This window comes from Lentibacillus cibarius, assembly GCF_005887555.1.
Lineage (GTDB): Bacteria > Bacillota > Bacilli > Bacillales > Amphibacillaceae > Lentibacillus > Lentibacillus cibarius.
On sequence record NZ_VCIA01000001.1, the window covers coordinates 1,104,226 to 1,117,119 of the forward strand.

At 41.5% G+C, this 12,894-nt stretch carries 9 protein-coding genes and 1 pseudogene; 3 read left to right on the forward strand and 7 right to left on the reverse strand.

Annotation, left to right across the window (positions count from 1 at the left end; genetic code table 11):
• The first annotated feature begins 379 nt into the window (after nt 1-379).
• Both FFL34_RS05385 and FFL34_RS05390 read left to right on the forward strand, forming a co-directional pair.
• The gene (locus tag FFL34_RS05385; protein ID WP_138602171.1) at nt 380-1,267 is read left to right on the forward strand and encodes a fructose bisphosphate aldolase; all 888 of its coding nucleotides are present in this window, start codon (nt 380-382) and stop codon (nt 1,265-1,267) included.
• Between the two features lie 522 nt (nt 1,268-1,789).
• Nucleotides 1,790-3,375 (forward strand): annotated as a pseudogene (locus FFL34_RS05390) (amidohydrolase).
• Between the two features lie 189 nt (nt 3,376-3,564).
• On the opposite strand, the gene FFL34_RS05395 reads toward FFL34_RS05390, so the two are convergent.
• The 3 genes from FFL34_RS05395 to FFL34_RS05405 form a co-directional block, all read right to left on the reverse strand.
• Nucleotides 3,565-5,637 (reverse strand): LTA synthase family protein, encoded by a 2,073-nt coding sequence (locus FFL34_RS05395; RefSeq protein ID WP_318279576.1) that lies wholly within the window; start codon nt 5,635-5,637, stop codon nt 3,565-3,567.
• 468 nt (nt 5,638-6,105) lie between these two features.
• Nucleotides 6,106-6,798: a DUF421 domain-containing protein gene (locus tag FFL34_RS05400; protein ID WP_138602175.1), complete on the reverse strand. Its 693-nt coding sequence runs from the start codon at nt 6,796-6,798 to the stop codon at nt 6,106-6,108.
• Nucleotides 6,799-6,809: 11 nt separating this feature from the next.
• A complete protein-coding gene (locus FFL34_RS05405; protein ID WP_171046280.1) occupies nt 6,810-7,181 on the reverse strand; it encodes a DUF4363 family protein in 372 nt (123 codons plus the stop codon).
• A 283-nt stretch (nt 7,182-7,464) separates the two neighbouring features.
• Between FFL34_RS05405 and FFL34_RS05410 the strand changes: the two genes are divergently transcribed.
• The gene (locus FFL34_RS05410) at nt 7,465-8,730 is read left to right on the forward strand and encodes an NAD(P)/FAD-dependent oxidoreductase (RefSeq protein WP_171046281.1); all 1,266 of its coding nucleotides are present in this window, start codon (nt 7,465-7,467) and stop codon (nt 8,728-8,730) included.
• 259 nt (nt 8,731-8,989) lie between these two features.
• Here FFL34_RS05410 and FFL34_RS18560 read toward each other — a convergent pair whose 3' ends face one another.
• From FFL34_RS18560 to manA, 4 genes are all read right to left on the reverse strand, one after another.
• Nucleotides 8,990-9,529, reverse strand: a complete 540-nt coding sequence (locus tag FFL34_RS18560) for a hypothetical protein (protein WP_234031432.1) — start codon at nt 9,527-9,529, stop codon at nt 8,990-8,992.
• Complete coding sequence (locus FFL34_RS18565; protein ID WP_234031433.1) at nt 9,526-10,290, reverse strand: Rpn family recombination-promoting nuclease/putative transposase; 765 nt, start codon at nt 10,288-10,290, stop codon at nt 9,526-9,528. Before FFL34_RS18565 ends, FFL34_RS18560 begins: the two co-directional genes overlap by 4 nt.
• Before the next feature lie 167 nt (nt 10,291-10,457).
• Nucleotides 10,458-11,573, reverse strand: coding sequence for an NAD(P)/FAD-dependent oxidoreductase (locus FFL34_RS05420; RefSeq protein WP_138602181.1), 1,116 nt, complete (start codon nt 11,571-11,573; stop codon nt 10,458-10,460).
• Nucleotides 11,574-11,909: 336 nt separating this feature from the next.
• Nucleotides 11,910-12,866 carry a mannose-6-phosphate isomerase, class I gene (manA, locus tag FFL34_RS05425; protein ID WP_138602183.1) on the reverse strand — a complete coding sequence of 319 codons (957 nt, stop codon included), beginning with the start codon at nt 12,864-12,866 and terminating at the stop codon, nt 11,910-11,912.
• Nucleotides 12,867-12,894: the final 28 nt, after the last annotated feature.

Below are 12,894 nucleotides of genomic sequence, written 5' to 3' on the forward strand. Positions count from 1 at the left end.
GTTAAAATGAATTGATTTTCGGCAGCGGCCGAAAATCGTCTACTAAACGTACTAATGAACTAAGGTGCATGGCGCTTGAGTTGCCTTGCTGTTCGATTTATCTGTCTCCATCCCCTGCCAACATCCTTTGTCACTATTTCCCGGGAAATGACAAATTAACGCTACTTTTATTTCCTTCCACAACCAATATCACGTCGAGTTTTTCCAACGTTCGCAAATACGTCACATATTTTCAATTAAAATTCGTGCACAAGACTATAACCTTTTCTGTATTAATGGTAAAATAGCAGGGAAAGATAATGTTGCCACGTAAACATGATACATATTTTACCTTAATCAGAAAAAGGTAAATTTATCACGATAAAGGAGTGGATTTTTCATGCAACAGAGTCAACTTGAAAAAATGAAAAATGGAAATGGATTTATTGCTGCACTGGATCAGAGTGGCGGGAGTACGCCAAAGGCTCTGGCCCTATACGGCGTTTCTGAGGATCAGTATACAACCAACGATGAAATGTTTGACTTGGTACACGAAATGCGGACGCGGATTATTACATCCCCAGCTTTCGATTCCGACCGTATCATCGGGGCCATTTTGTTTGAGCAGACAATGGACCGTGAAATTGAAGGCATGTATACGGGAGATTATTTGGCCGAGAAGAAAGGTGTCGTACCATTCCTAAAAGTCGATAAAGGGCTTGCTGATGAATCAAACGGCGTGCAGCTAATGAAGCCTATTGACGACCTGGACGACAAACTTAAACGGGCAAATGAGCGTCATATCTTTGGAACGAAAATGCGCTCCGTCATTAAAGAAGCGAACCCGGAAGGTATTAAAGCCGTGGTTGACCAGCAGTTTGAAATCGGCAAACAAATTATTGCTGCCGGTCTTGTTCCAATCATCGAACCGGAAGTTGACATTAATAGCCCGGAAAAAGAAAAATGCGAAGAGCTTTTGAAGGCAGAAATTCGCAGCCATCTTGATCAACTTGGACAAGATGATCAAGTAATGCTGAAGTTGTCTATTCCTACTGTTGCCAACTTGTACAAAGAATTGATTGAGCATCCAAATGTTGTACGTGTTGTCGCCCTATCCGGTGGGTATTCCAGGGATGAAGCGAACGAAAAATTGAAAGAAAATAACGGTCTAATCGCTAGCTTCTCCCGGGCACTGACACAGGATCTAAACGTCAACCAAACGGAAGAAGAATTTAACAAGGCACTCGGAGACGCTGTTGATTCCATTTATCAGGCTTCGATTAAGTAATCGACTTTTAGATAAAGTGTTACGGATACGCGAAACAAACTATTATGCTACATGAACAGTCTTTACTAAACAACCCCCAGGAGTGAAATAATTCTTCCGGGGGTTGTTTGTTTTATTCGTCAAGTAATCCCGAACAAAGGCGAAAGCGCCCTTGCAGGCTAAGAACGCGACGTCCTGTGCGGGCGCCGGCACTAGTACGTCCTGTACGTCGGAGCCGGACGTGACTTAACCTTGCAAGTAAAAGTTATATCGATAAATTTTATAGTTTCTTATCTTTCAAAAAAAGCAGCAACCAGGCTAAACAGTTGACAGTTATTTCGGTTTTGTTGTTTTCTAAATATAAGTATTAGTCAACGCTTCTCCGATAACTACTAGCAAGCACGCAAATCATTTTACTTAAAGTCATTTATAACGGAACTCAATTGGGGCTTTTAACTAAACTGTTATCTGAAATCTTCGCCTTTTGTTAAGAAGGCTGTCCCTCGCCCGGCACCGGCATATTTTGATTGGAGGATGATGAGGATGAGAAGAATCTTCATGAATGGACGGATTCACACGTTTGATCACGCTAAACCCTTTGTAGAATCTGTTGTTGTTGAAAATGGGCGGTTTATTGATATGGGCTCGAGCAAGGAGATGCTACTGCAATGGGAAAGTCCGGATAGTGAAACCATTAATCTAGAAGGGAAGGCAGTAACACCGGGATTGGTCGACAGCCACCTGCACCTTTCAGGAGTCGCACACAATTTTCTGCAATTAGACTTGACTGGCATAACAACAAAACAGGAAATGCTGAAGAAGATTTACGCACATGCCCAAACACTACATCGAGGCGAGTGGTTAGTTGGAGGAGGCTGGGATGAGAACCTTTTTACGGATGGAGGCATTCCAACGATTGAGGAATTAAATCGTACCTGTCCGCATCATCCTTTATTTCTTTCGCGAATATGCACACATGCTTCCCTCGTCAACAGCAAGGCATTGGAGAGATGCAATTACCACCCCTCCATGTCCGTTCCTGAAGGCGGGACGATTGTACATGATGAACAAACAAACCAACCAACTGGGCTATTGCTTGAATCCGCATCCGATCTGGTTAAAAAATATATCCCGGACCATACGTATGACGAACTGAAGCAGGCGTTGCATAAAACGATCAAATTGGCATTATCCAAGGGGCTGACCAGTGTACATACGAATGATCCACGTTTTTTAGGAGGTCTCCATCAGACATATCAGCTTTATGATGAATTACTTAATGGTGAACAGCTGGGACTTCGATGCAATCTATTAATTGATCATGATTTTTTGAATGACCTCCGGGAAAGTGGTATGTATGCCGGGTATGGAAACGACACATTACAAATCGGTGCCGTCAAACTTTTCGCTGATGGTGCATTGGGTAGAAGAACTGCCTTATTGTCAGCGCCATATAGCGATGCTCCAGATGAATATGGGGAAGCGATGTTTGATCAATCGACACTTTTGAAGATCGTTCAGGACGCACGAGCACTTTCTATGCCCATTGCTGTACATACTATTGGTGATCAGGCATTGGAAAACATGCTTGATATTCTCGATAACGTTCCCCTGTTGCTTACCGGGACCGCATGATTCATGTGCAAATTTTACGGAAGAACCTATTACAGCGATTGGGGCATCCTAATCGTATTGCTGATATCCAGCCACGATTTGTGCCCAGCGACTTCCCTTGGGTGAAAGAGAGATTAGGAGAAAAACGCTGCGAACTTGCATATGCTTGGAAAACGATGCAAGAGTCAAATGTTATCTGTGCCGGTGGATCTGATGCTCCGGTTGAACCAATCGATCCACTACTTGGGATTCATACTGCAGTTACCAGAAAATCGCCTGATGAAAAGCACGATGGCTGGAATAAACAAGAAAAGCTAACTATGCCCGAAGCCTTCCGATTGTTTACCGAAATGGGCGCCTATCCAACCAACGAAGAAAAAGTAAAAGGAACCATTTCTCGGGGAAAATTCGCTGATATGACCGTCTATTCTCGTGATCCATTCAACATGGAACATCCCGATGAATTACTGAACACGGAAATTGAAATGACTATCATTGCAGGTGAGATAAAGTGACCTTCAAGGACGTCGCACGATCTTAGCCTGCCCCCTCCCTTATTGATTGAGGTTTTACTGTATCTCTTTCCCGTCTACGTAAAGCGAGGGCAGCCACAACCCGGTGGCACGTCCACTGAACCAGGGAGCCTGCCCCTATAAAAAACCCCACTCCCGGCCTTTAACGCGCCGGGGGTGGGGTTTTTCAGTTTAGGATTTATCTTCTTGTTTGTTTTCGGCTTTTTCTTGCCCTTCTTCTTGCTGTTCTTCCACTTTTTCTTGATTTCCATCTTCATTTTCTAGTTTTTCTTTATCAGCGTTTGCATCTTCTTGTTTATCTTCGTTTTCCTCAAAGTTTTTTCCATACTGATAGTCGCTAGGGTCAACTGGTTCCCAATCCTCATAAGGTTCATAGAATCGCAGTAAGTCACCGTTTAGCACTTCATCATTCAGACTCAATTCATAGTGGACTTGATTCTTCAATTCCTTCATTTCTTCCGTCGGTTCTTCAATGACTTCACCCGTCTTGTTATCATAAAAGGTTCCCTTAACGTAGCTGTATTCCTTTGTCATAAAATCACCGTCTCGGAATGGCACAAAGTCCTCATGCTCATCAGAAAAAATATCTGTACCAAATTGGATATAGTCATTGGCATTAATTCCCAACAAGTGCAGCAATGTTGGCATAACGTCAACTTGACCGGTAAATTCGTGGTTTATACCTTGGCTCTCAACACCCGGTACACGAATCATAAATGGAACCCGTTGCAAGTTTGCATTTTTCAGTGGTGTTATTTTCTCACCCGTAATTTCACGCATTGCCCGGTTGTGATTTTGCGAGATACCATAGTGATCCCCATAAATCATAATAACCGAGTCTTTATATAATCCTTTTTCCTTTAGATCCTGGAAAAATTGCTCAAGCGATTCATCCAAATAGCGGGCTGTTTGGAAATAACGATCGACCGTTCCATCACCAGTATCTGCAGGTTCTATGGTTTCATCGCCTTCATCCAATAAAAATTTATAATGGTGTGTCAATGTCAACAAGTGCGCGTAAAATGGTTCATCTTGCTTTTGCAGCTCCTCCAGCATCGGCATGGATTGCTTGAAAAATGGTTTATCTTTCAACCCATAGTTAATGACTTTTTCCTCACTCATATCATAATAGCTGGAATCATAAAACTTATCCACACCAAGATACTTGTAAATCTGATTCCGATTCCAGAACGACCTATCATCACCGTGGAATACAGCACTTGTATAGTCTTGCTTCTGGTCCAAAATAGCAGGTAGTGCCTGATACGTATTCGTACCCTTTGTAACGAAAGCGGCACCCTGCGGCAATCCATACAGAGAATTATCCAATAAAAACTCCGCGTCAGCCGTTTTTCCTTGGCCTGTTTGATGGAAGAAGTTATCAAAATACGTAAAGTTCTTGCTCTTATCATGAACAAGTGAATTCAAAAACGGTGTAACCTCTTCCCCATGCAATTTATAATCAATCAAAAAGGACTGAAATGATTCCAAGTGTATTTTGATGATATTTTTACCTTCCGCTTTTCCGAAATATTCCGCGTTCGGTTCAGCATATTTCTTATTCGTGTAGTTTTCTACTTCATTAATATCATCACTTGAGGCCAGCGAACGTTTGGCACTAGCCTTCACCGTTTGCATCGTATTAAAGACAGCGAAGTTAGGCGCACCTAGGTATTTAACAATATAGTTATTGTCAAAGACCCGCTCCAAAAGCTGTGGTCGGTCCATTTCCGCCAATCCCAGGTTAACCGTGAACACAATTACGCCGGAAGCCAATACTGCGAAAGGCTTCTTTAAATTCAAACGTGCAGGAGACCAATCCGCTTTCCGTTTAACAAACAAGACAGCAAGGACAAGGAGATCCAGCACATAAAGAAGATCATGCCACTCGGCCAGTCCAAGAAAACTTTTACCGATAGTTCCGGCATTATCCGTCTGCATTAGCGTCTGAACAGTAATAAAGTTACCATAATCACGATAGAAGATGATGTTAGCGTACATAAAAAATGTTAACAGTGAATCTATAATCAGTAGCGTAATGCCAAATCGTTTTCCTTTAAAAAACAACGCAAAACCAAGCATAACTAATCCCGAACTCAATGGATTTATAAACAATAAAATGTGTTGCATCGTATTACTGATGCCCAAATTAAACTCTGAAATATATATGATATACGACTTCAACCAAAACAGGACTAACGCAAGCATAAAAAATCCCATCTTGGCAGACGTTAATTTATTAATCTGGCTCATTTTCTTCACCTCAGGTATATAATATGATTCATCTATTTATCATGCCTTTTTTTTACTCTTCATCGTTAGCTGTGTAAATCTTCTCGCTATCAAGCAATGAAACTATTTATGAAGTAACAAAGATCAAATCTTATTGTACACCTAATTTGTGAATCTGTTAAGACCTAATTTTTTAATACAGTGAGAACACTGCAACAAGCGCCTTGTCCCAGTTCAAACTCCACATAAATAAGACGACAGCACTACTTGAATCGTTGCAGATGATTACATGATCAAAAAGCCAGAATGGTATCATCTTGGATCACCGTTCTGGCTTTAAATTCATGAAGAAAGAAATATGTAAAACGAACCTTTATATTTATCCTGACGGCACGGAATAGCTGAACGCATGCAACAATAAAAAATTATCTATTCCAACCATGACGCTAGTAAGCTCATTGTGCCTTTCCTGCCGTTTAATTAAAAAATATTCGGCTTTTGCTCCTCTTTATTTTTGTTGATAACATACAACTTACCTTGGCTATCCATCTGTGCTAATAGAACGTCTTTTGCATCGCTAATGGAAAATGGCATCAGGCGTTCCATCAACCATTCTTTGTCTTTTTGCAGAAATGTAAGATTCTCATCACTGATTTCACCATCAATAATCAGCGGGAAACTTAAAGAAATGGGGGTTGGCTGGATGGCCATGTCATTTGGCTGCAATGGCCTTGCTTGAGGCGCCGGAACTACAGAAAGCTTTCCATTAGGCTCAATAATGGCGTACTTCACATCTGCAATATTTTGATATCCTTTCAACCTTAGTTCAGATAGTAATAATGGGATATTCATGTTGGACTGTTTTAATTCCTTTTCCTGAATATTACCATTTGAAACAACAATCGTCGGTCTTGAGTCCATATTATAAAATCGTGTTTTAAGCGATAAAGCACCAAGTAAGATTATAATGATAACAATAACGGCTGCTCCCACAGAAGCCTTAGATGGAATTTTATAGACTAATGGTTCAGCTGTCACCGTCGTCAGTAACATGATTCCCGCAAAGTCATAACTAGTCATATTGGCAATGGACTTTTTTCCAATGAGTCGTACCCCCGTCCAGGTTACAAACAGCATAATGATACAACGAACGATATAGGCGATAGCATCCATGGTAAACCTCCTTAAGGACCGGGAACAATTTTATTTAAGTTTTTCCAGAAACCTTTTGCAGTTTTTGCGTTGGTAAGAATGGTTGGTAAGTCTTTTGCTTCACTTCCTGCCACTAGGGATTCCACAGATTCGTCAAAAAGCGAATGCTCTGATTCCGCGTAATTGATATTGATCAACAGGTCATACTTTTTCCAATCCTTTTGAACCTCTTTGGCGACCAAATGTGCTTGCTCCCATTCACCTTTTTTCGCATAGTTCTCCACTCGATCAATTTTCTCATTAAGGTTCATGTCTTTCAGAGCCATTTCCTTGATCCCAAAGTAACCTACAAAAAACATAAGTACGATTGCTACTAACGTAATAGTGATGGCCCTATTTTTCATACCATTGACCCCCAAAAGCAAGATTTGCATCTAGTATGGTCAAAAATAGTGGGAGTTTATTCCTCATCACACCTGAGATGGAATTTTGTCGGGAAAGTTTGTCTACGGGGGTTCTTTTTAAAATGATTTTTTAACTTTGGTATGTCATTCATAGAATTAGACAGTATTTGTATAGTACACCTTTGATATCGTTTAATTACGTTATCAACATGCAAGATTCGGGCATATATTAAATAAAATCGCTTTCATTGGGTGTATAGCGGTTGTCATAAGGAGGGTCATGATGCATATTAATTCTTATTGGGCTCATTCCAGAAATGAACAGAAACAAAGAAACATTTTACATGGGGAAAAGCACACCGATGTTGCCATAGTTGGAGGCGGATTTACCGGTTTATCCACCGCCTATCATTTGCAAGAACTGGGATATCACACGACGGTACTCGAGCAGAATAATGTTGGATGGGGAGCAAGCGGGCGAAATGGTAGTTTAATGCTCGTCGGCTATAAAAAGAGTCTTGTAGACATCGCTAAAAAGTTCGGGATAGATACAGCACAGGAGATGCTCCAGTTGTCTTTAGATGGAATCGAAACGGTCAAAGCAATCACTCAAAAACACGATATATCCTGTGAATTAACAAACGCGGGAAGCTTTTGTGCAGCTTACAAACCATCCCATCTGGAAAACCTGAAACGGGAACAGGAATTTATGATGGAAAAGCTAAACTATGAAAACTATATCGTTGAGACGGATGATGTCAGATCAGAAATTAATTCACCCCTATACTGTGGTGGAATGGTGGATCCAAACAGCCATTATTTTCATCCATTAAATTATGCTATTGGGTTGGCTGATGCTGTAGAAGAAACGGGGGGAGTAATTTATGAACAAACCCCCGTTACCGCTATTAGCCATACAAATGATCGATCAGTCCTTAGCACTCCGGGTGGACGCATCACCGCCAAGCATGTCGTCGTTGCAACGAATGGATACAGCACCGATTTAACTAAACGACTATCAAAAACCATTATTCCCATGAGCAGCCATATGCTTGCAACTGAACCACTGAGAGAAGAGACTGCCAGTGAATTAATACCCAATCGGCGAGGCATATTTGACACGAAAAATATACTCTATTACTTTCGTATGTCGGCTGATCACCGGTTACTATTCGGTGGACGCATTCAGGGTGAAGAAAGTAGCACCCTCTATAGCAAATTAAGACAATGTATGCTGGAGGTATTCCCGCAATTGGAAAACGCCCGGATTGATTATACATGGGGTGGGTTGACAGCCGTAACGATGGACTTTTTCCCGCGAATCGGCCAAATGCAAGACGGCACTTATTTTGCAACAGGATACACCGGTCATGGCGTTTCTCTATCTACATTGATGGGAAAAATGATTGCGCACAATATTGATCAATCAAACTACGGAAAAAGTATTTTGGAAAGACTGCCACTGAAGCGAATTCCGCTGCACAGTCAACACGCACTCATTTTAAATGTCGCTACAAATTACTTCCGTTTCAAAGACCAGATTTCCTAACAAGTTCAGTCATGAGCGAATAAAAATTGCTGCGGATTATAATTGAAGTATGTAAAATAGCTCAATTACTCACAAAAACAAAGGGTATTTGAGCTGTTTTTGTGGAGTCGTTTTTGGAAAACAATCGAATGAAAAAATGCCATGCTCCCCATATGATTAGGCACATGACACTTTTTCTTTTTCAGAAACGATTACTGCAATGAAATGGATCATCGAAGTCAGGTCGAAGCTGTAAGAACTTCGACAATAACAAATGCTATCATTCCATTTCATCCTGAATATCTGTAATAGTATCCCTGCTCAAACCTGTAGAATCTGCAATAAACGCTATTTCCATTCCCTCTTTTAAAAGCTTTCGAGCGACGGCCATTTTTGCACTTTGTTCTGCTTTTTGTTCTATTTTTTGTTGTTTTTCTTCCATCTCTTGATGTTTTTCTTCCATCTCTTGATGTTTTTCTTCCATCTCTTGATGTTTTTCTTCCATCTCTTGTTGTTTTTCGATCATCTCTTGTTGTTTTTCTTTCATCTCTTGATGTTTTTCGATCATCTCTTGTTGTTTTTCTTTCATCTCTTGATGCTTTTCATTTACTTCTTGTTCCTTTACTTTCACTATCTGCTCCCTATCATCCATCTCTTGTTCTCTTTTATCTAATGCTTGCATCCGTAACTCATGTTCACGCTTTGCTGCTTCCTCATCCATAATCTGTTTTAATCGCGAATCATACTTCAGGCGCTGTTCCTGTGTCGAGCTCAGCTCTTCCCAATTTTGAAATGTTTCCCTCAGCGATTCGTCCGTCAACGCAATCTCCTCCAATTCATGATATATATCATCATAGACTTTTCCTTTACGGGATCGACCATGCCAAGCAGAAGCAGCCATCTGGCCAGAACACTATTCCATGGGTCCAATTGATCCCGTTTCCAATCGTTTATTAATTTACTCATCTCTATGAAGTGAAATTCCATCATATTGGTCAGTTTGGTTTGACGCTGATCGTCGTACAAATGATAGGAGGTGTGGAAGCGCTCCATCTCGTGAAAAAGGGTGAAGTTCAAAATATTAATGGCAATCACCGGCCGTAACTCCGAATAGGCCATTCCTTTTTCCAATGGACGGGTGTACGTTTTTGACCAATAATACAGCGATCGCTTCACCATATCATACTTATTGGTAAATTGTATTTCCACATTAATCCATTCATCTGCCTCCGTTACAACTAGCAAGTCTAATCTTGATTGCTTATCATCCATGTATTCTCCGGGTATTTCTGTGTTTTCAAAGGATATGTCTGTTATTCGATTCCGCCCTGTTTTTTGCAAAATTGCGTTCAGGAAAACAACGGTAATGTCTTTGTTTTTTTCATTTCCGAAGAGCTGCTTGAAAGCGTAATCGACTTTCAAATCCATCAACTGTTCCAGTGGGATACGCTTAAGAACTCTTGATCGTTCGCTTCTATCACGCTCGTGTCCGTTTCTATTGTAGTTACCCTGGTTTTCCTTTACTTGAACAATTCCATTCGGGTATGGGCGCCTTTTTTCATACAGGCCAGTTGATGTCACTGGATCACTTCCTTCAGATTATTATGAGGGCTGAACGAAGGTGACTATCTATACTAACTATAACATAAAGTATCAGTTAGTCAAACAGGTGTTCGTGAAAAGTGTTAAAAAAGAAGCGCCTTTCAAAAAGTGGGTACCCAACAACCAGCTACTAAAAGAATAAGCGCTTATGCGAATGCCCTCGCAACGTCATAATTGGCTACATCCAGGTCTATTGGCTGACCGAGTGCTAACTTGGCTAACTCCATTCCTAAATAAGGACCACTTGTTAAACCGGAGGCACCAAGACCATTTGCGACAAATAAGCCTTCCATATGGGGAACCAGTCCGATAACTGGTAAGTGTCCTGGCGTGAACGGTCTGAAGCCTACTCTTGTTTCCACATACGTGCTAGAAGATAAACCAGGCGCTACCTTTAATGCTTTATCGAAAATCTGGTGTACTGCCCCCATCGTTATCCGATTATCAAACCCGGTATTGTCTTCTTGCGTTGCACCGACAACAACTTTTCCATCACCAAATGTAAGCATATATTGGTTATAGGGAGGCATCAAAACAGGCCAGGAGCTCGTATCGGTATGAGGTATTTGTAAATGGACAATCTGGGCCTTTTGTGACGTCACTAAAAATTGTTTATCAAGTGGTTCCAATAATGCTTTAGCCCACGCTCCACCGGTTACCAGCACTTGATCTGCTTCATGATTTCGGCCATCCACGGTTGCCCCCGTCACCCTAGAACCTTCAAACATAAGTGACGCATTACCATGAATAACAGTAGCTCCGTTTTTCTGAGCACCGCGGATGAGAGCGTCACGGAGAGCGCTTCCGTTAACCCGAGCGGCACCACTTATGTGCACTGCCCGATATTCTTCTGACAATGGCGGAAATAATGCTTTCGTTTCAGCAGGAGATAGCGCTGTGACCTCCCCTATTTCCGGTGTGCTCTCTCTGCGCTGAAGGGCTAAATCCATTTTGTTATTTAGCTTTTCTTTTGTATCAAAAATGTTGATTGCACCGACTCTGGCATAGCCGGTTTCGCTTTCCCCGTCGTTTTCTAATTCCTGTATAAGCGCAGGATAATACTTGGCGCCTTCTGTCACTAAGCGATACCAGGCTTTGTTGCGGCGATTGGTCAGCCAGGGACAGACAATACCGGCCGCTGCAGCTGTCGCCTGACCGGGATCATTCCGGTCGATAAGCGTCACGTCTACTCCTTGCTTAGCTAAATGATAAGCCGTGGAAGCACCAAGGATCCCGGCTCCAATGACAATACATGTTGGCATGTTTAGCACCTTTTCTCTTTCGTGATTTCTTGCCTTGCCATTTTACAGGAAAAAGAGGGGTGGCTCAATTTTATCCGTTAAAGAAAAACACTAATACCTTTATAAGCATCCTTTTAACCGACGAAAGATGCTTCTGTCCTGTAGTTTAATCATTAACAATCCAGGTCTAACTCCTTATGAAGCGCAGTTGAAAAGGTTCGTGATATTTATTAGTAGATGACATAACTATGCTTATAGATTTTTCACCAATTACGAAAATAACAAAAAACTGCCGGCACTACACCGACAGCTCCAAAATACCTGTCAACCTATAAACCACTTTTTCGAAGCCTTATCCTACACCCATGACACAATAAATTCTGCTTCCCCGGAAAGCTCATAGTTACCTATCCCATTCGGCAAAATAAAGTTCATCCCTTTGCTAATGGAAATTTGCTCACCGTCGACGCATAAGTTAGCATTACCTTTAATCACACTAACCTGCAGAAAATCTGTCGTCAAAGTCTTTTCAACCGTACCATCAAGTGTCCAGTGGCTAACAGCAAAATAATCATTTTCAACTAGCTTCTTGATCGTCATGTCTCCGGAATGCTGTGTTTCTTGTGCCAATTCAGGATTCTGGTGCGGAACGTTCGTCACTTGTTTGGCTTTGTCTAGATGCAATTCCCGTTTTTCTCCATTTGCATCCATCCGGTCATAGTCATAGACACGGTACGTAATATCGGAACTCTGTTGTGTTTCCAGAATAACAACGCCTGCTCCGATTGCGTGAATCGTACCGCTTGGAACATACACAAAATCACCAGGTTGCACTTGAACACGCCGTAATAGCTTGTCCCAGTTACCATTATCCATCATGTCACTTAGCTCATTCTGTGTCGTCGCATGGTGGCCAATAATCAGTTCGGCATCTGGCTCGGCATCAAGTACATACCAGCATTCCGTTTTCCCATAAGGTTCATTTTCCACCTTACTGGCAAACGTATCATCGGGATGAACTTGTACAGATAAATCATCATTGGCATCTAATATTTTCACCAGCAGCGGATAAGCCACATCAGCATTCCCCGTTCGATTAAATAGTTCCCCATGTTCCTCCCAAGCTTCAAGAAGTGTACGGCCCTTTAATGGACCATTTTCAATCACATTTGCTCCATGGGGATGTGCTGATACCACCCACGCCTCACCTGTATGATCAGATGGAATATCGTAGTGAAATTCAGTTTTTAATTTCTGTCCTCCCCATATTTTTTCCCGAAATACAGGACGAAGAAAAATTGGTTCCTTATACATGGAAGCCCCTCCATTGTTTAAATTCGTT

Excerpts from the sequence above, each read along its gene's own strand:
- FFL34_RS05385 (WP_138602171.1), top strand. The coding sequence starts at position 380 with ATGCAACAGAGTCAACTTGAAAAAATGAAAAATGGAAATGGATTTATT.
- FFL34_RS05400 (WP_138602175.1), bottom strand. The coding sequence starts at position 6,798 with ATGGATGCTATCGCCTATATCGTTCGTTGTATCATTATGCTGTTTGTA.
- FFL34_RS05405 (WP_171046280.1), bottom strand. The coding sequence starts at position 7,181 with ATGAAAAATAGGGCCATCACTATTACGTTAGTAGCAATCGTACTTATG.
- FFL34_RS05410 (WP_171046281.1), top strand. The coding sequence starts at position 7,465 with ATGCATATTAATTCTTATTGGGCTCATTCCAGAAATGAACAGAAACAA.
- FFL34_RS05420 (WP_138602181.1), bottom strand. The coding sequence starts at position 11,573 with ATGCCAACATGTATTGTCATTGGAGCCGGGATCCTTGGTGCTTCCACG.
- manA (WP_138602183.1), bottom strand. The coding sequence starts at position 12,866 with ATGTATAAGGAACCAATTTTTCTTCGTCCTGTATTTCGGGAAAAAATA.